Here is a 17,599-nt window from a genome sequence, read left to right as displayed (position 1 = left end):
GCAGGGGCATCGATATGTTAATTGCATTGTTGGCATGCATTGATGCGAGAAGTGGATCAATGCATCCGCGGACATGCTCGTGCAGTTACCGGTACAGGCACCCGTCGACGAAGCGCTATTCGCTATGCGCCCGCACCACGCTCTCGGTGCCCAGCCGATACTGATTGTTCCCGCTGCGCTTGGCCTCATACATCGCCAGGTCGGCAATGTGCAGCAGGCGGTCGATGCTCGGCGCATGATCGGGGAACACGGCGACGCCGAGGCTGGTGCCGATGTGGCGCTGGTCGTTGCCGATGGTGACGGGCGGGGAGAGTTCGACGAAGATTTTCTGGCAGATGCTGCGCGCTTCGTCTTGCAGGCTTTTGCCTTGGGGCAGGCCCTGGAGGATGACCACAAATTCGTCGCCGCCGATCCGGGCGACGGTGTCGGTGCCGCGCAGAATACGCTTGAGCCGCGTGGCGGTCGTGACCAGCACGCGGTCGCCGGCCGCATGACCATAGCGGTCGTTGATGGCCTTGAAACCATTGAGGTCGACAAACACCAACGCCACCCGCGTGGCACTGGTGCGCGCCTGTTCCAGGGCTTCGGACAGGCGCTCTTCGAGTACCAGGCGATTGGGCAGGCCGGTCAACGGGTCGTAATGGGCCAGGTGCTTGAGGTAGTTGGCCGAGGCCTTTTCTTCGGTGATGTCGCGTACCACGCCCATCATTTTGACCGTTTCGTCGTGGTCATTCTTGACCACGTTGCCGGTTTCGCGCAGCCAGCGGATCGTTCCGTCGGGCCAGACCACGCGGTATTCCTCGTCATGGTTTTCACCGGTTTCCAGGCAACGCAGTTCGCCAGCCCGAACCCTGGGCCGATCATCCGGATGCACGCAGGAGCAGAACAGGGCGTAAGAGGGCGTTACTTCGCCGATCTTGAAGCCGAACATGCCGAAAATGGCATCTGACCAATACAACCGGTCGGTGTCGACATCCCAGTCCCAGGTGCCGATGCGGGCAAAGTACTGGCTGCGTTTGAAGCGTTCGGCGTCGCCATCCTGGTGGATGCTCTGGCTTTCGGGCAGGTTGTTGATGATCGCGCGATATTCCGCCAGTTGCTTTTGCAGCGAACGTTCGCGCCAGACCAGCGCGACGATCAGGGTGAGCGTCGTTGAACCAAGGATGACGCTGGTCCAGAGCAGGATCATTCGGGGATGGCCATCAGGGCGGTGAGCCGTACGGGTAATTGATGATTATTTTAGTTCAGCAAACAGCTTTAAACGTCGCGCGGGAGGTGGCAATGGTTGCCAATCGAGGGCAAATCTGGGAAAACGGCGCCCATCAGGCCCTTGAGGGCGAGAGAGCATACGAGTGAAATCAATGAATGACGAGCTTCAGGTAATCGATCTACAGGTGGGTGACGGAAAAGCCGCTGTAAAGGGCGCGCTGATCACCACCCAGTACCATGGCTGGCTGGAGGATGGCACCGAATTCGATTCTTCCTACAGTCGTGGCAAACCCTTCCAGTGCGTGATCGGCACCGGGCGGGTCATCAAGGGCTGGGACCAGGGCATCATCGGCATGCAGGTCGGTGGCAAGCGCAAGTTGCTGGTGCCGGCGCACCTGGCCTATGGCGAACGCACCATGGGCAAGATCACGCCGAATTCGAACCTGATCTTCGAAATTGAATTGCTGGAAGTGCTGACACGGGATGATTGACCGTCAGGCCTGAAAGGTTTCCCGGTACGCGTACAGGCCGGGGGTGCCGCCGGTCATGACGAACAGCACGTTGTCCCCGGAGGCGAAGCGCCCTTGCTGCAAGTCGGCCAGCAAACCCGCAAAGGCTTTGCCGGAGTACACCGGGTCGACCAGCAGGCCTTCGGAACGGGCCATCAGGCGTACTGCGTCTTGCATGGCGACGGTTGGCAGACCGTAGCCGGCACCCAACTGGCTGCCGTCAATCGCAATCCCGGCAGCTTGCACCTCGGCGTTACTGCCCAGCAGCGCCAAAGTCTCGCGGGTCAATTGCAGGGTTCTCGTCGCTGATGAGTCCTGGTCGGACAATACCGAGAACGACTTGACCAGGGACGTACCCCGGCCCAGCAAATGGAAGCCCGCCGCGAGCCCGGCATGGGTACCGGCGCTGCCGTTGGGGACCACCACTTGATTGAACGTCAGATCCAGCTCCGCCTCTTGCCGGGCGATTTCCGCTGCACAGCGGGCATAGCCGAGGCTGCCCAAGGGTGTCGAGCCACCAGTCGGCAGCACCATGACCTTGCGTCCGGAATCCCGAAGCTGCGCCGCCCTGGCCTCGGCTTTGGCCAGTGAGTCGGTACCGCCGGGGAACACTTGCATCTGCGCGCCGAACAGTTGGTCGAGCAGCACGTTGCCATTGAGTTCGTAATCCACCTCGGCTTTGGCGACGGCCCGGGTCAGGAACAACTCGCAGGCGATGCCCAACCGGGCGCATACCGCGGCGGTCAGGCGCGCATGATTGGACTGGATGCCACCCACGGTAATGATCGTATCGACCCCGGCTTGCAGCGCCGCGCCGATATGGAATTCAAGCTTGCGCAGCTTGTTGCCGCCGGCGCCGATCAACATATGGTCGTCGCGTTTGAGAAACAGGCCGATACCCTGCTTGTCCAGGCCCAGCAGCTGTTCGAGTCGCGCAGCCCGCTGAATGGGCGTGGGACCTTGCAGCAGGTCTGCCCGCGCAAAAACACTCAGTGACTTGTCCAGTTGGGTCTGCATCAATCGAGCCTCGTTGTTCAGCATGGTAAAGGTGACTCTATGGAGAAACGCCTGCGGGATAAACGCACTGCCCGTCATGACTGTTTTAACCCGGTGTAACTAATCGGCCGGTCAGCAGGACTTTCCAGGCCGCTTTGGATAGGCTGGGCCGGGCTTGAAACCACGATTTGAAGAGGAGAAGGCGGGTTGCCAATCAACGAATACGCCACGGCCATAGAACTGCTGGACGAGTCTTATCGGCACTGGACCGGTGAACCCCTGCCAGCACCGAGGTCGCTGACCGGGCTTGAACGCCTGCACTGGCTGCACGCCCACGCACCCTACAGCTTGCTGGCCCACGGCACTGAAGACGACCCTCTGTTCTTCTATGCCAATGAGCGGGCGCTGGCCTGCTTCAAGTACCCGCGCCCGGAATTTCTGGGCATGCCGTCACGCTTCAGCGCCTCGCCACTGGACCGCGCAGTGCGCCAGACCCTGCTGGAGCAGGTCACGGCCCATGGCATTGCTCACGGCTACAGTGGCTATCGGGTGGATCGGCAGGGTAATGCCTTCATGATTCATGACGGCAAGGTGTGGACGCTCATCGATCAACACGGTGGGCGCGTGGGGCAGGCGGCGTTGTTCTGGCCGGATGCAGAGCGGGTCGGGCAGTTGGGGGTGTTGAGCCAAGACCTTTAGCGGACAGCTGGCTGGCGAATTTCGATGTCAGGCCGACCTGTCATCGGGTTGTGCCTTGCCAGGCTCCACTTTATCGGGGAACATATGCGCTATATAGGGGTAGGGGGTATAGGTATGTCGCACATTCACGAACACAAGGATGACTTGATCAAACGGGTGAGGCGGATAGCCGGGCAGGTGGAAGCGGTGGAGCGAGCGCTTGAGTCCGATGCCGATTGCGCCAAGACCCTGCATCTGGTCGCCGCCATCCGGGGCGCGGTCAATGGTCTGCTGGAGCAGTTCATCGATGCCCATGCCCGCGAGCACGTTGCCCATCCGGACCTGAGCGATGAAGAGCGCGCCCAGGGCGTGGAAGACTTGTTGCTGGCCATCCGTCGTTATGCCAAATAGAGGCCCGAATTCCATGACGCAGACACCCCAGGCTTCGCGTTTCGCCCACGACCATGTGTTTCTCGGCGCATCCCATGATGAAAACGCCCGACGCACCTTATGGGTGGTGGCGCTGACGTTCGTGATGATGATTGGCGAAATTGCTGCCGGCTACATCACCGGTTCCATGGCGCTGCTGGCCGATGGTTTTCACATGGCCACCCATGCCGGGGCCTTGGGCATCGCGGCGGCGGCCTATGGGTTCGCGCGGCGCAATGCCAATAACGCGCGTTACAGCTTCGGCACCGGCAAGGTCGGGGATCTCGCGGGTTTTGCCTCGGCCATGGTGCTGGGGCTGGTGGCGATCGGCATTGCCGGCGAGTCCGTTTATCGCCTGTTTCAGCCAACGACCGTGGCATTCACCGAAGCGACGGTGATTGCGGTGGTGGGGCTGGCGGTGAACATCGCCAGTGCCTTTTTGCTGGCGGGCGACCACGGTCATCATGGCCACGATCACGGACATAGCCATGATCACGGCCATCATCACCATCACGACAACAACCTGCGCTCGGCCTATGTCCATGTGTTGGCCGACGCCTTGACCTCGGTGCTGGCGATTGCCGCATTGTTGGCCGGGCGCTATCTGGGGTGGGTGTGGCTGGACCCTGTGATGGGCATCGTGGGCGCCATCGTGATTGCGAAATGGGCGGTTGGATTGATGCGTGACAGCGCTGCGGTGTTGCTCGATGTCACGGATGAGCACGTTGCCGATGAAATCCGTGAGCTGCTGGAGTCATCGGACGATGTGCGCATCAGCGATCTGCATGTCTGGCAGGTCGGCCCCCAGGCGCGGGCCGCGATTGTCAGCGTTGTAGCCGCAGCCAATGTCAGTGCCGACACCATTCGCGAACGCCTGGCGCCGGTCCATGAACTGTCTCACCTGACCGTCGAATACCGCATTGCTTGAACGGCTTTCGCTCAATCACTGAACAGCGCAATCCGTCCATTCGTGGATGGGCGGTATTGCCGTTTCAGTGGGTCCAGTGCCGGCCGCATCGCCAGAAACTGCTTGAGCGTGGCGCCTGCAATGTTCAACGCCAGGCGTTGCCCCGGACATTGATGGCGCCCCGCACCGAAGGTGAAGCTGCGCCGGTTCGGGCGGTCGAGCAGGAAGGTGTCGGGGTTGTCGTTGAGCTGCGGGTCGCGATTGGCCGAGGCCAGCAGCACCAGGATCACGTCGGTGGCGTTCAGCTTCACCCCGTCAATCTCGCAGGGGGCGGCGACGAAGCGGCGGGTGTTCTGTACCGGTGGGTCGAAGCGCTGCACTTCGGCCAGCAGGTCTTCGACAGGGGTTGATTCGCTGCGCAACGACGGATGTTGAGTCAATGCCAGCACGGCGTTGCCGATCAGCCCGGCAGTGGCCTCGAAGGTCTGGGAGAACAGGCCGATCAGGTTGGCGATCAGGGTTTGCGGCGCGCCGGATGCGAAACGTTGGCGGATGCCTGCCAGCAAAGGGCTGTGGTTGTGCGGATCGTCGAGCAATTCGATGAAGTAACCGCTCAAGTGTTCGGCGGAAGCGTGGGCGGCGGTCAATTGTGCCGCGTCACTCAAGGGCGACAGGCAGGCGACGAAATCCGCCGTCAACTCGCTGATGGCCCGGCCCTGGGCCGGGGTGAAGCCCAGCAACGCCGCCACCACGCACACAGGTCCGCGAAACATGGCGTTGTACAGGCCAGCGGCATCGGCGGTGATCAATCGGGCACTGACCAGGGCCTCGACTTCCCTCGCATCGATCAACTCCAGCCCCGGCTCAATCGCCGACCGTGGGCAACGCTGGCGTTCACCTTCATTCATGCGCATCAACTGACCGAACACCTGGCCGGCCAGGCCATCGGCAATCGCCTTGGGGACTGGCTCCTGCGCCGGTCGAACGTGGCAATCGGGATGCGCCAGCACGGCGGCCACCGCCCGGGCGCTGCTGGCCACCCACATGTTCAGCTCCGGATGAAAAGCCAGCCCACCTTCGGCACGCAGTTGTGCGTAGTAGGGATAGGGATCGGCATGGGTCGCAGCGATGATCGGGTCCATGGTCACAGCCTTTTGTTGTTGGAAAGAGTTGCTACTATCTCCAGTCCGAAAGGGCGTTGATTCGTCCGGGAGCGAAATATGAGCGCAGAGCATCACGACATCGGCGTCTCGCAGGTGGCGGCAGCCATCGCTGAGCCTGCGCGGACGAAAATCCTCTGTTCGCTGATGGACGGCCACGCCCGCACCAGCACCGAACTGGCGGCGGTGGCCGAAGTCAGTGCGTCGACCGCCAGTGCCCACCTGGCCAAACTCAAGGAACTGGCGCTGGTGCGGCTGCACGTCCAGGGACGTCACCGCTATTACAGCCTGGCGGACAAACGCGTGGCCCAGGCCCTGGAGGCACTGATGGTGATCGGCCAGAACACCGCGCCGAGCTTTCAGTCGCGTACCCCGGACCGCCTGCAATTTGCCCGCACCTGCTACGACCATATGGCGGGAACCCTGGCGGTGCTGTTGCATGACCGGATGCTTGAAGCAGGTTGGCTGGAGGAAACCGACGAACAGGCCTATCGCTTGAGCGACAGTGGTACGGCAATGTTTCAGGGGCTCGGGATCGAGGTGCAGGACTTGAGCACCTTGCGCCGTCGTTTTGCCTGCCCGTGCCTGGACTGGAGCATGCGCCGGCCACATCTGGGCGGGTCGCTGGGCGCGGCGTTGCTGCAAACGGCGCTCAAGCGCAAGTGGGTGACCCAGGATCTGGACAGTCGGGCGTTGGCATTGACGGCGTTGGGGCGCAAGGAGGTAGCGGGGCGGTTTGGGGTTGAGTTGCCGATTGAACGTGAGGGCAAAAGATCGCAACCGGCGGCAGTTCGAGGAGCATCGTCTCGCCCGGACCTGTAGGAGCCAGCTTGCTGGCGAAGGCGGCATTGAGTCTTGCGCTGGTTTTGAGGGCGCCTTCGCTGGCAAGCCAGCTCCTACAGGGGGAGCGGCAGTGGTTGAATTGCAACCATGAAAAAGCCCCCCATCGGTCACCCGATGGGGGGCTTTTGTGCGTCTGGCGTCAGGTCAAACCTTGACGATCCAGCCCGCTGGCGCTTCGATGTCGCCAGTTTGCACGCCGGTCAGCTCTTTGTAGAGCTTCTGGGTGATCGGGCCGACTTCGGTTTCGCTGTGGAACACGTGCAGGTGGTCGTTGTAGTTGATGCCGCCAATCGGCGTGATCACCGCAGCGGTACCGCAAGCACCGGCTTCCTTGAAGTCGGAGAGCTTGTCGATGAACACGTCGCCTTCGACCACGTCCAGTCCCAGGCGGGACCTGGCCAGCTCGATCAGCGACAGGCGGGTGATGCCCGGCAGTACCGATGGCGAGTTCGGGGTCACGAACTTGTTGTCGTGGGTGATCCCGAAGAAGTTGGCCGAACCGACTTCCTCGATCTTGGTATGGGTCAGCGGATCCAGGTAGATGCAGTCGGCGAAATGCGCCTTCTTGGCCTGGGAGCCCGGCATCAGGCTGGCGGCGTAGTTGCCACCGACCTTGGCGGCACCGGTGCCTTGTGGCGCGGCGCGGTCGTAGCTGGAGATCAGGAAGTTGTGCGGGGTCAGGCCGCCCTTGAAGTAGGCGCCAACCGGAATGCAGAAGATCGAGAAGATGAACTCGGGGGCGGTACGCACGCCGATGTTGTCACCCACGCCGATCACGAACGGACGCAGGTACAGCGCGCCGCCAGTGCCGTACGGCGGAATGAAACGCTCGTTGGCGCGGACCACTTCCTTGCAGGCTTCGATGAACTGCTCGGTTTCCACCTGCGGCATCAGCAGGCGGGCGCAGCTGCGCTGCATGCGCAGGGCGTTCTGGTCCGGGCGGAACAGGTTGATCGAGCCGTCCTTGCAACGATAGGCCTTCATCCCTTCGAAGCATTGCTGGCCATAGTGAAGGGCAGTGGAGCCTTCGCTGATGTGCAGCACGTTGTCTTCGGTCAGGGTGCCTTTGTCCCACTCGCCATTGCGAAAGTACGACAGATAGCGCTTGTCGGTCTTGATGTAGTCAAAACCCAGCTTGTCCCAATTGATGCTTTCGTTACCCATGACACCCTCTATCACTGAACAACCGCCGAAACGGTTCAAGGCTTCTGACGTTTTTTGGATGGGGACAACAATACTTCATTCTTGGGCTAAATCGCAGCCCAGACTATCGGGTGACGGACAGATTTCTTAGCCTGCTCATGAAAAAAGCCGCCGATCCCTCATTGTTCGAAATCCTGTGGCGAGGGAGCTTGCTCCCGTTCCAGTGCGCAGCACTGGTAAAACCAGGCATCGCGGTACTTCTGAAAGACCGCGGTGGTCCGGTTGGGACGGCTTCGCCGCCCAGCGGGAGCAAGCTCCCTCGCCACAATTGGCCTCCGGTCGATCTGCTTACAGATGCAACGCATGCCCCAACGCCCGCAACGCCGCTTCCTGCACGGCCTCACCCAACGTCGGATGCGCATGGATGGTGCCGCCGATGTCTTCCAGCCGCGCGCCCATCTCCAGGCTCTGGGCAAACGCCGTGGACAACTCCGACACGCCAACACCCACCGCCTGCCAGCCGACAATCACATGATTGTCCCGACGGGCGACCACCCGCACGAAGCCGCTTTTCGACTCCAGGGTCATCGCCCGGCCATTGGCGGCGAACGGGAAGCTCGACACGATGCAGTCCCAACCTGCGGCGTTGGCCTCGTCCGGGGTCTTGCCGACCACCACCAGTTCCGGGTCGGTGAAGCACACGGCGGCGATGGCGGTCGGGTTGAACTCGCGGCTCTTGCCGCTGATCAGCTCGGCAACCATCTCGCCCTGGGCCATGGCTCGGTGGGCGAGCATCGGTTCGCCGCTCAGGTCTCCGATGGCATACACGTTGCGCATGCTGGTCTGGCAGCGGTGGTCGATCTTGATCGACGAACCGTTCATGTCCAGGTTCAGCGCTTCGAGGTTCCAGCCCTGGGTGTTCGGCTTGCGACCGACGGCCACCAGCACCTGATCGGTTTCCAGGTTCAGGGTCGCGCCGTTCGGGGCCAGTATTTGCAAGGTATTTTCTTTTAAATCAAAGCCTTGCACGCTGTTCTTCAAGTAAATCTTTATGCCGAGTTTTCTCAGTTCGTCGTGCACAGGCTGGGTCAGTTCGGCGTCGTAGGCCGGCAGGATGCGTTCCTGCGCTTCCACCACACTTACCTCGGCGCCGAGCTTGCGATAGGCAATGCCCAGCTCCAGACCGATGTAACCACCGCCGACCACAATCAAGCGCTTGGGCACGGACGTCGGCGCCAAGGCTTCGGTGGACGAGATGATCGGCCCGCCAATCGGCAACATCGGCAGGTTCACGCTTTTCGAACCGGTGGCCAGCACCAGGTGCTCGCACTGAATGCGCGTGTCGCCAACATCAATGGTTTTACCGTCAACCACTTTGGCCCAGCCTTGAACGACCTGGACCTTGTTCTTTTTCAGCAGCGCGGCAACGCCGGTGGTCAGGCGATCGACGATGCCGTCCTTCCATTCGACGCTCTTGGTGATGTCGAGGGTCGGCGCCGAAACGCTGATGCCCAGGGCCGAAAGCTGATGGTGGTGCTGCGTCTGATGAAACTGCTCGGCGACGTGAATCAGTGCCTTGGACGGAATGCAGCCGATGTTCAGGCAAGTGCCGCCCAACGATTGGCCTTCCACCAGAATGGTCGGGATGCCCAGCTGACCGGCACGGATCGCCGTCACATAACCGCCGGGGCCGCCGCCGATGATTAGCAGCGTGGTATTCAGAGTCTGCATGCCTTACTCCACAAACAAGGTAGCGGGTTGTTCGAGCAAGCCACGAATGGCCTGGATGAATAGCGCCGCGTCCATGCCGTCGACCACGCGGTGATCGAATGAGCTGGAGAGGTTCATCATCTTGCGGATCACGATCTGGCCTTTGATCACCATTGGCCGTTCGACGATCTTGTTCACGCCGACAATCGCCACTTCCGGCAGGTTCAGCACCGGCGTGCTGACGATGCCGCCCAAGGCGCCAAGGCTGGTCAGGGTGATGGTCGAGCCGGACAACTCGTCGCGGCTGGCCTTGCCGTTGCGTGCGGCGTTGGCCAGGCGAGCGATTTCCGTTGCACTGTCCCACAGGCTGCGGGCTTCGGCGTGACGCACCACCGGCACCATCAGGCCAACGTCGCTCTGGGTCGCGACGCCCACATGCACCGCGCCGAGGCGGGTGATGACCTGGGCTTCGTCGTCATAGCGGGCGTTCATCTGCGGGAAGTCGCGCAGGGCGACGACCATGGCGCGGACCAGGAACGGCAGTAAAGTCAGCTTGCCGCGGGTCGCGCCGTGTTTTTCGTTCAGATGCGCACGCACCTCTTCCACGGCGGTGACGTCGATTTCTTCGACATAACTGAAGTGGGCCGCACGCTGGGTGGCGTCCTGCATGCGCTGGGCGATCTTGCGGCGCATGCCGATCACCGGGATCTGCTGTTCATCGGTACGTTGGGCGTAAGCAGCTGCCACCGGTGCCGAAGCGTTCGACTGACCCTGGGCCAGGTAGGCGTCGAGGTCTTCATGCAGCACGCGGCCGGCGGGGCCGGTGCCACGCACCAGACGCAATTGAATGCCGAGGTCCAGCGCATGCTTGCGCACAGCCGGGGAGGCCAGTGGGCGTTCATCGGCTGCGCGAGCCACCATCGGGCCCTGGCAAACGGCAGCTTTCGGCGCCGGGGCAGCGACCGGTTTGCTTTCCACCACGGTTTCTACTTTGGCTGCGGCCACAGGCGCTTCTTTAACAGGTGCCGGTTGCGCCGATTCCTTAACGTTGCCCGCGCCTTCGACTTCAATGCTGATCAGCACACTGCCAACCGCCATGACTTCGCCCGGCTGGCCACCCAGGGCAATGACCTTGCCATGCACCGGCGACGGGATATCGACCATCGCCTTGTCGGTCATGACATCGGCCAGTACCTGATCTTCGACGACCATGTCGCCGACCTTCACGTGCCATACCGACAATTCAACTTCTGCAATGCCTTCACCAATGTCCGGCATTTTAATGACGTGCGTGCCCATTCAGACCTCCATGACCCGTTTCAACGCCGCGCCCACTCGGGACGGGCCTGGGAAATACGCCCACTCTTGCGCGTGCGGGTAAGGGGTGTCCCAACCGGTGACGCGTTCGATCGGCGCTTCCAGGTGGTGGAAGCAATGCTCTTGCACCAGCGACACCAGTTCGGCGCCGAAACCGCAGGTGCGGGTGGCTTCGTGCACCACCACGCAACGGCCGGTCTTTTTCACCGATTTGACGATGGTTTCCAGGTCCAGCGGCCAAAGGCTGCGCAGGTCGATGACTTCGGCGTCAACGCCGCTTTCTTCAGCAGCGACTTGCGATACGTACACTGTGGTGCCGTAGGTCAGCACGGTGACGTCCTTGCCCGGACGGGTGATCGCAGCGACGTCCAGCGGCACGGTGTAGTAGCCATCCGGTACTTGCGCGGCGGGGTGCTTCGACCACGGGGTTACCGGGCGGTCGTGGTGGCCGTCGAACGGGCCGTTGTACAGGCGTTTTGGCTCGAGGAAGATCACCGGGTCATCGTTTTCGATGGAGGCAATCAACAGGCCCTTGGCGTCGTACGGGTTGGACGGCATCACCGTGCGCAAACCGCAGACCTGGGTGAACATCGCCTCGATGCTCTGGCTGTGAGTCTGGCCGCCGTAGATGCCGCCGCCACATGGCATGCGCAGGGTCATCGGCGCGGTGAACTCGCCGGCCGAGCGGTAACGCAGGCGGGCGGCTTCGGAAATGATCTGGTCGGAGGCCGGGTAGACGTAGTCGGCGAACTGGATCTCGGCCACCGGACGCAGACCGTAGGCGCCCATGCCCACGGCGACACCGACGATGCCGCTTTCGGAGATCGGCGCGTCGAACACCCGGGAGGTGCCGTACTTGTTCTGCAGGCCTTCGGTGCAGCGGAACACGCCACCGAAATAGCCCACGTCCTGGCCAAAGACCACGACGTTGTCATCACGCTCAAGCATCACATCCATGGCCGAGCGCAGGGCCTGGATCATGGTCATGGTGGTCGTGGTCATGGCGGTTTCCAGCTCGATATTGTTGTTGTGATCGTTCATGTCAGATCCCCAACTCTTGGCGCTGGCGCTTCAAGTGCTCCGGCATCTCTTTGTAGACGTCTTCGAACATGGTCGCGGCGCTCGGAATCTGGCCGCCGGCGAGGGTGCCGTACTGTTCGGCTTCTTTCTGTGCGGCGATCACTTCGGCTTCCAGTTCGGCGCTGACCGCGGTGTGTTCCTCTTCGGACCAGTGACCGGTCTTGATCAGGTGCTGCTTGAGGCGCGCAATCGGATCACCCAGCGGGAAGTGGCTCCAGTCATCGGCGGGACGGTATTTGGACGGATCATCGGAGGTCGAGTGCGGGCCGGCGCGGTAGGTGACCCATTCGATCATGGTCGGGCCGAGGCCGCGGCGCGCACGTTCGGCGGCCCAGGCAGAGGCGGCGTAGACCGCGTAGAAATCGTTGCCATCGACCCGCAGGGAGGCAATGCCGCAACCGACGCCGCGACCGGCGAAGGTGGTCGCTTCACCACCGGCAATCGCCTGGAACGTCGAGATCGCCCACTGGTTGTTGACCACGTTGAGGATCACCGGCGCGCGGTACACGTGGGCGAACGTCAGGGCGGTGTGGAAGTCCGATTCAGCGGTGGCGCCGTCGCCGATCCACGCCGAAGCGATTTTGGTGTCGCCCTTGATCGCCGAGGCCATGCCCCAGCCCACGGCTTGCACGAACTGGGTGGCAAGGTTGCCGGAGATGGTGAAGAAACCGGACTCCTTGACCGAGTACATGATTGGCAGCTGACGTCCCTTGAGCGGATCGCGCTCGTTGGACAGCAACTGGCAGATCAGGTCGACCAGCGGCACTTCGCGGGCCATCAGGATGCTTTGCTGGCGGTAGGTCGGAAAGCACATGTCGTCGATGTTCAGGGCCAGGGCCTGGGCGCTGCCGATGGCTTCTTCGCCAAGGCTCTGCATGTAGAACGACATCTTTTTCTGACGCTGGGCGACCACCATGCGGTTGTCGTAGATGCGGGTCTTGAGCATGGCACGCATGCCCTTGCGCAGGATCTCTACCGGCACGTTTTCGGCCCACGGGCCGAGGGCATTGCCCTGGTCGTCGAGCACGCGAATCAGGCCACGGGCCAGATCAGCCGTGTCAGCCGGTTCAACGTCGATAGGGGGTTTGCGCACCGTACCGGCATCGGTCAGATGCAGGTAGGAGAAGTCGGTTTTACAGCCGGGACGGCCCGAGGGTTCGGGGACGTGCAGGCGCAGCGGTTCATACGCTTGGGTCATGGCTTCTACGCTCGATCTTGTGAATTTCTTGTAGTGAGCTGACAGATTTCGTTCGGTAGAAGAAATCTTGTCCTACAACAATCATAGGCCCGCCCAAGAAGAATATTTCTCTCTGTTTCGTTGCGCTAAAGATCATTTGCAGATAAAAAACCTGCATAAACACAAAAAACAGGTGGTTTTGTCTCATGCGCAAACTGGACCGTACCGATATCGGCATTCTCAACAGCCTTCAGGAGAACGCACGCATCACCAACGCCGACCTGGCGCGTTCGGTGAACCTCTCGCCGACACCGTGTTTCAACCGGGTCAAGGCCATGGAAGAACTGGGGGTAATTCGCGAGCAAGTGACGCTGCTCGATGCCGACCTGCTGGGGCTGCATGTGAACGTGTTCATTCACGTCAGCCTGGAGAAACAGGTGGAGGAGGCGTTGCAGCATTTCGAAGAGGCGATTTCCGACCGCCCCGAAGTGATGGAGTGCTACCTGATGGCCGGCGACCCGGACTATCTGATCCGGGTGCTGGTGCCGACCATCCAGTCGCTGGAGCGTTTCATGATGGACTTTCTGACCAAAGTGCCGGGGGTGGCGAACATCCGCTCGAGCTTTGCGCTCAAGCAGGTGCGCTATAAAACGGCGCTGCCGTTGCCGGCGAATGGGCTGACCCTGGGGAATTAAACGTCGATCTTAAAATTTGTTAAGCGGAATCTTCAGGTAAGTCACGCCATTGTCCTCTGCCGGCGGCAGTTCCCCCGCCCGCACATTGACCTGAATCGCCGGCAATAGCAGCGTCGGCATGCCCAGCCCGGCATCACGCCGGGTGCGCATGTCGACGAAGGCGGCTTCGTCGATGCCGTCGCGCACGTGGATGTTGCTTTTGCGCTGTTCGCCTACCGTGGTCATGCATTGGGGCGCGCGGCCCTCGGGCGGATAATCGTGGCAGATGTAGAGTCGCACGTCGGCGGGGAAGGCCAGCAGCTTGTGGATCGAGGCGTACATCTGGTTGGCATTGCCGCCGGGAAAGTCGCAGCGCGCGGTGCCCACGTCCGGCATGAACAGTGTATCGCCGACCAGGATCACATCGTTGCCGATCAGGTAAGCCATGTCCGCCGGGGTATGGCCGGGCACGTGCAAGGCGGTCGCCTTGAGATTGCCGATCATGAACGATTCGTTGGGGGCGAACAGGTGATCGAACTGGGAACCGTCGACGCGGAAGGCGGGCTCCAGATTGAACAGCGCCTTGAACACGTCCTGGACCTTGCTGATCGACTCGCCAATGGCGATCTTGCCGCCCAGTTCCCCGCGCAGGTATGGCGCGGCGGACAGGTGATCGGCATGGGCGTGGGTTTCCAGCAGCCATTGCACCTGCAACTGACGAGCACGGACGAAGGCGATGATCCTGTCGGCCTGGGTGGTCGCGGTACGCCCGGCGGCCCCGTCGTAGTCGAGCACCGGATCGACAATCGCACACTGCCCGCCATCAGCCTCGTAGACCACGTAGCTGTAGGTCGAGGAGGCGGGGTCGAGGAAAGCTTCAATCAGCGCGGGCATGGACACGAACCTGTGCAGGGGTAGAAAAGTCGGACGACGAATAGTCAGCCATGGGTTGCAACACTTTATGTAAAGACATAATGTTCGCAGCTTAAGTGACGTTGAAGGCATCCTGCAAATGCAATCCAGTCTGACCGAATGTGAAGTCGCTCAACTGCGCGCCTCGGCCTCCAAGGCCTGTGCGCTGCTCAAGGCCCTGGCCAATGAGGATCGCCTGTTGATCCTGTGCCAGCTGACCCAGGGCGAACGCAACGTAGGCGAGCTGGAAAAAATCACCGGCGTGCGCCAACCGACCCTGTCCCAGCAATTGGGGATCCTGCGCGATGAAGGACTGGTCGCCACCCGTCGTGAAGGCAAGTACATTTTTTACGGTCTCGCCAGTCACGAAGTGATCCAGGTGATGAAAACCCTCTCCGGGCTTTATTGCGGGGCGGTGCTTAAAAGCTGGGTTCAACCCTGATCCTGTTCAACACACCGAACCTGTGGGAGCGAGCTTGCTCGCGATGACGTCGGCACATTCAACATAAATGTTGGCAGACCAACCGTCATCGCGAGCAAGCTCGCTCCCACAATGATTTTGGTGTCTGGACTAGCATCAATCCTTGCGTGCAGCAAAAGGAACAAGCAATGAACGATCAACACTGGGGCTCATCCATCAGTGCAGATATCGTGGTCATCGGCGGCGGCACGGCGGGTATCGGCTTTGTCGCCAGCCTGTTCAAGCGTAGCCCGCATCTGAATATCACCGTGATCGAACCCGACTCCCGGCACTACTATCAACCGGCCTGGACGCTGGTCGGCGGTGGTGCCTACAACGTGGAAAACACCGTGCGGCCAATGGCGTCGGTGATGCCGCGCGGGACCCATTGGCTGCAGGCTGCCGTGACGGGCATCGATCCCGACAAGCGCCAACTCACCCTCGGTGACGGGCGCACGGTCGGCTATCAAAACCTGGTGGTCTGCCCCGGCCTGCGCCTGGCCTGGGAGAAGATCGAAGGCCTGGAGGAAACCCTCGGCCAGCACGGCGTGACCTCCAATTACAGCTATCGGCACGCGACCTACACCTGGGATCAGGTGCAGAAACTGCGCGGCGGCAAGGTGCTGTTCACCCAGCCGGCCATGCCGATCAAATGTGCCGGAGCGCCACAAAAGGCGCTGTACCTGTCCTGCGATCACTGGCGCAAGACCGGTGTGCTGGACAACATCGACGTCGAGTTCAATCTTGCGGGCGCGGCGCTGTTCGGTGTGGCGACCTTTGTCCCGCCGCTGATGAAGTACATCGAGAAGTACAAAGCCCGGTTGGCCTTCAACTCGAACCTGGTCAAGGTCGACGGCCCGGCGAAAACCGCCTGGTTCGACGTCAGGGATGCCGATGGCAATGTCACCCGCCAGGCCAAGACCTTTGACCTGCTGCATGTCGTGCCGCCTCAGGTGGCCCCGGATTTCGTTGCCCGCAGCCCGTTGGCCGACGCCGCTGGCTGGTGCGAGGTCGACCCCCACAGCCTGCAGCATCCGCGTTATCCCGGCGTCTTTGCGCTGGGTGATATCTGCGGCACCACCAATGCAAAAACCGCCGCGGCGGTGCGCAAGCAGATCGTGGTGGTGGCCGAAAACCTGCTGGCCTTGCGCAAGCAACAACCACTGCCGCTGAAGTACGACGGTTACGGCTCCTGTCCGCTGACGGTGGAGAAGGGCAAGGTGATCCTTGCCGAGTTCGGTTACGCGGGCAAGTTGCTGCCGACCTTTCCCCTTGACCCGACGATTCCGCGCCGCTCGGCGTGGTGGCTGAAGGCGACACTGCTACCGTGGTTCTACTGGAACGGTATGCTCAAGGGCCGCGAGTGGCTGACACGTGTGTCCAGGGTCGACTGAGAACTCCCTATGTTGCTGGCAAGTCTGTTTGGCGTAGTGATGGGATTGGTGCTCGGCTTGACTGGCGCCGGCGGCGGTATCCTTGCGGTCCCGGCCCTGGTGTTGGGGTTGGGCTGGAGCATGACCCAGGCCGCTCCGGTGGCGTTGTTCGCGGTGGGCAGTGCGGCAGCGGTCGGTGCCATCGACGGTTTGCGCCATGGCCTGGTGCGTTATCGCGCGGCGCTGCTGATCGCGGCGTTGGGTGCGGTGTTTTCGCCGGTGGGCATCTACTTTGCCCATCAGCTGCCGGAAAAAATCCTGATGATCCTGTTCAGCCTGCTGATGGTCGTAGTGGCCGGGCGGATGTTGCGCCGCGAGCGCAAGGACGAGGGCCCCAGCGATCACGGTCAGGCCAACTGGGGCCAGAAGAACTGCATGCTCGATCAACAGACCGGGCGCTTTTCCTGGACCGCCAAATGCACCGCGACCCTCGCCGCGCTCGGCGCAGTGACCGGCGTGGTCTCGGGATTGCTGGGGGTGGGCGGCGGTTTTCTGATTGTCCCGGCCTTCAAGCAACTGACCGATGTGCAGATGCGCGGGATCATCGCCACGTCGCTGATGGTGATCAGTCTGATTTCGGCCATCGGCGTGATCGGCGCGTTCCAGGCCGGGGTGCGCATCGACGGTTCGGGCATTGCCTTCATCGTCTCCAGCATCGTCGGCATGATCATCGGCCGCAAGCTCTGCTCCCGGGTGCCGGCGCGGGCGTTGCAGGGCGGGTTCGCCAGCATCTGCGTCGTGGTCGCCGCTTACATGCTGTTGAAAGCGGCCTTCTGAACTGCGGGCGCCTGGCTCCTACGAAAAGCCACGCCTGATCAGCTCTATAGACCTACACCCTAAGTTCCAAGCCCTGCCGACACGCGGTCTTACGCCATAGTTGTCACGCACCGCCGGCTCATCCAAAGCACCTGAAAACCACCCCCAAGGCAGCGTATGGCGCCGCCGGTCAGGTTTCGATAATC

18 protein-coding genes are annotated in these 17,599 nt (G+C 61.7%); 9 read left to right on the top strand and 9 right to left on the bottom strand.

From position 1 onward, the window contains the following. Nucleotides 1-115 precede the first annotated feature (115 nt). A complete protein-coding gene (locus AC1DVE_RS21120) occupies nucleotides 116-1,189 on the bottom strand; it encodes a sensor domain-containing diguanylate cyclase (RefSeq protein ID WP_223533807.1) in 1,074 nt (357 codons plus the stop codon). A gap of 172 nt (nucleotides 1,190-1,361) precedes the next feature. Here AC1DVE_RS21120 and AC1DVE_RS21115 point away from each other — a divergent pair, with 172 nt between their 5' ends. Beyond that, the gene (locus AC1DVE_RS21115; RefSeq protein ID WP_223533808.1) at nucleotides 1,362-1,700 is read left to right on the top strand and encodes an FKBP-type peptidyl-prolyl cis-trans isomerase; all 339 of its coding nucleotides are present in this window, start codon (nucleotides 1,362-1,364) and stop codon (nucleotides 1,698-1,700) included. 3 nt (nucleotides 1,701-1,703) lie between these two features. On the opposite strand, the gene AC1DVE_RS21110 is transcribed toward AC1DVE_RS21115, so the two are convergent. Further along, the gene (locus AC1DVE_RS21110; RefSeq protein WP_477784168.1) at nucleotides 1,704-2,735 is read right to left on the bottom strand and encodes a D-cysteine desulfhydrase family protein; all 1,032 of its coding nucleotides are present in this window, start codon (nucleotides 2,733-2,735) and stop codon (nucleotides 1,704-1,706) included. A gap of 186 nt (nucleotides 2,736-2,921) precedes the next feature. Here AC1DVE_RS21110 and AC1DVE_RS21105 point away from each other — a divergent pair, with 186 nt between their 5' ends. The 3 genes from AC1DVE_RS21105 to dmeF all read left to right on the top strand — a co-directional run bounded on the left by AC1DVE_RS21105 (nucleotide 2,922) and on the right by dmeF (nucleotide 4,749). After that, nucleotides 2,922-3,413 (top strand): MEKHLA domain-containing protein, encoded by a 492-nt coding sequence (locus AC1DVE_RS21105; RefSeq protein ID WP_223533809.1) that lies wholly within the window; start codon nucleotides 2,922-2,924, stop codon nucleotides 3,411-3,413. A gap of 114 nt (nucleotides 3,414-3,527) precedes the next feature. Then, nucleotides 3,528-3,803: a metal/formaldehyde-sensitive transcriptional repressor gene (locus tag AC1DVE_RS21100; RefSeq protein WP_046037323.1), complete on the top strand. Its 276-nt coding sequence runs from the start codon at nucleotides 3,528-3,530 to the stop codon at nucleotides 3,801-3,803. Nucleotides 3,804-3,816: 13 nt separating this feature from the next. Further along, the gene (gene dmeF / locus AC1DVE_RS21095; RefSeq protein WP_223455989.1) at nucleotides 3,817-4,749 is read left to right on the top strand and encodes a CDF family Co(II)/Ni(II) efflux transporter DmeF; all 933 of its coding nucleotides are present in this window, start codon (nucleotides 3,817-3,819) and stop codon (nucleotides 4,747-4,749) included. Nucleotides 4,750-4,760: 11 nt separating this feature from the next. Here the strand turns inward: dmeF and AC1DVE_RS21090 are convergent, their stop codons facing one another. Next, on the bottom strand, nucleotides 4,761-5,870 hold the full coding sequence (locus tag AC1DVE_RS21090) for a cytochrome P450 (protein WP_223533810.1): 1,110 nt from the start codon (nucleotides 5,868-5,870) through the stop codon (nucleotides 4,761-4,763). A 78-nt stretch (nucleotides 5,871-5,948) separates the two neighbouring features. On the opposite strand from AC1DVE_RS21090, the gene AC1DVE_RS21085 reads away from it, so the two are divergent. Further along, entirely contained in the window at nucleotides 5,949-6,710 is a 762-nt protein-coding gene (locus tag AC1DVE_RS21085; protein ID WP_223533811.1) for an ArsR/SmtB family transcription factor, read from the top strand. A 165-nt stretch (nucleotides 6,711-6,875) separates the two neighbouring features. Here the strand turns inward: AC1DVE_RS21085 and AC1DVE_RS21080 are convergent, their stop codons facing one another. The 5 genes from AC1DVE_RS21080 to AC1DVE_RS21060 form a co-directional block, all read right to left on the bottom strand. Continuing rightward, nucleotides 6,876-7,895, bottom strand: coding sequence for a branched-chain amino acid aminotransferase (locus tag AC1DVE_RS21080; RefSeq protein WP_046037319.1), 1,020 nt, complete (start codon nucleotides 7,893-7,895; stop codon nucleotides 6,876-6,878). Nucleotides 7,896-8,222: 327 nt separating this feature from the next. After that, nucleotides 8,223-9,605, bottom strand: coding sequence for a dihydrolipoyl dehydrogenase (gene lpdA, locus AC1DVE_RS21075; protein ID WP_223455985.1), 1,383 nt, complete (start codon nucleotides 9,603-9,605; stop codon nucleotides 8,223-8,225). A gap of 3 nt (nucleotides 9,606-9,608) precedes the next feature. Further along, a complete protein-coding gene (locus AC1DVE_RS21070) occupies nucleotides 9,609-10,883 on the bottom strand; it encodes a dihydrolipoamide acetyltransferase family protein (protein WP_223533812.1) in 1,275 nt (424 codons plus the stop codon). Beyond that, a complete protein-coding gene (locus AC1DVE_RS21065; protein WP_015095444.1) occupies nucleotides 10,884-11,942 on the bottom strand; it encodes an alpha-ketoacid dehydrogenase subunit beta in 1,059 nt (352 codons plus the stop codon). Nucleotide 11,943: 1 nt separating this feature from the next. Beyond that, a complete protein-coding gene (locus tag AC1DVE_RS21060) occupies nucleotides 11,944-13,179 on the bottom strand; it encodes a 3-methyl-2-oxobutanoate dehydrogenase (2-methylpropanoyl-transferring) subunit alpha (RefSeq protein ID WP_223533813.1) in 1,236 nt (411 codons plus the stop codon). 185 nt (nucleotides 13,180-13,364) lie between these two features. Between AC1DVE_RS21060 and bkdR the strand changes: the two genes are divergently transcribed. Beyond that, the gene (bkdR, locus tag AC1DVE_RS21055) at nucleotides 13,365-13,853 is read left to right on the top strand and encodes a Bkd operon transcriptional regulator BkdR (protein WP_007976593.1); all 489 of its coding nucleotides are present in this window, start codon (nucleotides 13,365-13,367) and stop codon (nucleotides 13,851-13,853) included. Between the two features lie 9 nt (nucleotides 13,854-13,862). On the opposite strand, the gene AC1DVE_RS21050 is transcribed toward bkdR, so the two are convergent. Further along, complete coding sequence (locus tag AC1DVE_RS21050; RefSeq protein ID WP_223533814.1) at nucleotides 13,863-14,726, bottom strand: MBL fold metallo-hydrolase; 864 nt, start codon at nucleotides 14,724-14,726, stop codon at nucleotides 13,863-13,865. Between the two features lie 118 nt (nucleotides 14,727-14,844). Here AC1DVE_RS21050 and AC1DVE_RS21045 point away from each other — a divergent pair, with 118 nt between their 5' ends. The 3 genes from AC1DVE_RS21045 to AC1DVE_RS21035 all read left to right on the top strand — a co-directional run bounded on the left by AC1DVE_RS21045 (nucleotide 14,845) and on the right by AC1DVE_RS21035 (nucleotide 17,414). Beyond that, complete coding sequence (locus AC1DVE_RS21045; RefSeq protein ID WP_223455981.1) at nucleotides 14,845-15,186, top strand: ArsR/SmtB family transcription factor; 342 nt, start codon at nucleotides 14,845-14,847, stop codon at nucleotides 15,184-15,186. Between the two features lie 167 nt (nucleotides 15,187-15,353). Continuing rightward, nucleotides 15,354-16,598 carry an NAD(P)/FAD-dependent oxidoreductase gene (locus AC1DVE_RS21040; protein WP_223533815.1) on the top strand — a complete coding sequence of 415 codons (1,245 nt, stop codon included), beginning with the start codon at nucleotides 15,354-15,356 and terminating at the stop codon, nucleotides 16,596-16,598. A 9-nt stretch (nucleotides 16,599-16,607) separates the two neighbouring features. Next, nucleotides 16,608-17,414 (top strand): sulfite exporter TauE/SafE family protein, encoded by an 807-nt coding sequence (locus tag AC1DVE_RS21035; RefSeq protein ID WP_223533816.1) that lies wholly within the window; start codon nucleotides 16,608-16,610, stop codon nucleotides 17,412-17,414. The last annotated feature ends 185 nt before the right edge of the window (nucleotides 17,415-17,599 follow it).

This window comes from Pseudomonas sp. P4_B4 (genome assembly GCF_056402255.1).
Note: the sequence above shows the minus strand (reverse complement) of the source record. Positions and strands in the feature narration are given on the sequence as shown.

Bases quoted from the DNA above. Each gene is read 5' to 3' on its own strand.
- AC1DVE_RS21120 (WP_223533807.1), bottom strand. From the start codon at position 1,189: ATGATCCTGCTCTGGACCAGCGTCATCCTTGGTTCAACGACGCTCACC.
- AC1DVE_RS21060 (WP_223533813.1), bottom strand. From the start codon at position 13,179: ATGACCCAAGCGTATGAACCGCTGCGCCTGCACGTCCCCGAACCCTCG.
- AC1DVE_RS21100 (WP_046037323.1), top strand. From the start codon at position 3,528: ATGTCGCACATTCACGAACACAAGGATGACTTGATCAAACGGGTGAGG.
- AC1DVE_RS21110 (WP_477784168.1), bottom strand. From the start codon at position 2,735: ATGCAGACCCAACTGGACAAGTCACTGAGTGTTTTTGCGCGGGCAGAC.
- AC1DVE_RS21045 (WP_223455981.1), top strand. From the start codon at position 14,845: ATGCAATCCAGTCTGACCGAATGTGAAGTCGCTCAACTGCGCGCCTCG.
- dmeF (WP_223455989.1), top strand. From the start codon at position 3,817: ATGACGCAGACACCCCAGGCTTCGCGTTTCGCCCACGACCATGTGTTT.
- AC1DVE_RS21050 (WP_223533814.1), bottom strand. From the start codon at position 14,726: ATGCCCGCGCTGATTGAAGCTTTCCTCGACCCCGCCTCCTCGACCTAC.
- AC1DVE_RS21090 (WP_223533810.1), bottom strand. From the start codon at position 5,870: ATGGACCCGATCATCGCTGCGACCCATGCCGATCCCTATCCCTACTAC.
- AC1DVE_RS21070 (WP_223533812.1), bottom strand. From the start codon at position 10,883: ATGGGCACGCACGTCATTAAAATGCCGGACATTGGTGAAGGCATTGCA.
- AC1DVE_RS21080 (WP_046037319.1), bottom strand. From the start codon at position 7,895: ATGGGTAACGAAAGCATCAATTGGGACAAGCTGGGTTTTGACTACATC.
- AC1DVE_RS21040 (WP_223533815.1), top strand. From the start codon at position 15,354: ATGAACGATCAACACTGGGGCTCATCCATCAGTGCAGATATCGTGGTC.
- AC1DVE_RS21035 (WP_223533816.1), top strand. From the start codon at position 16,608: ATGTTGCTGGCAAGTCTGTTTGGCGTAGTGATGGGATTGGTGCTCGGC.
- bkdR (WP_007976593.1), top strand. From the start codon at position 13,365: ATGCGCAAACTGGACCGTACCGATATCGGCATTCTCAACAGCCTTCAG.
- lpdA (WP_223455985.1), bottom strand. From the start codon at position 9,605: ATGCAGACTCTGAATACCACGCTGCTAATCATCGGCGGCGGCCCCGGC.
- AC1DVE_RS21085 (WP_223533811.1), top strand. From the start codon at position 5,949: ATGAGCGCAGAGCATCACGACATCGGCGTCTCGCAGGTGGCGGCAGCC.
- AC1DVE_RS21115 (WP_223533808.1), top strand. From the start codon at position 1,362: ATGAATGACGAGCTTCAGGTAATCGATCTACAGGTGGGTGACGGAAAA.
- AC1DVE_RS21065 (WP_015095444.1), bottom strand. From the start codon at position 11,942: ATGAACGATCACAACAACAATATCGAGCTGGAAACCGCCATGACCACG.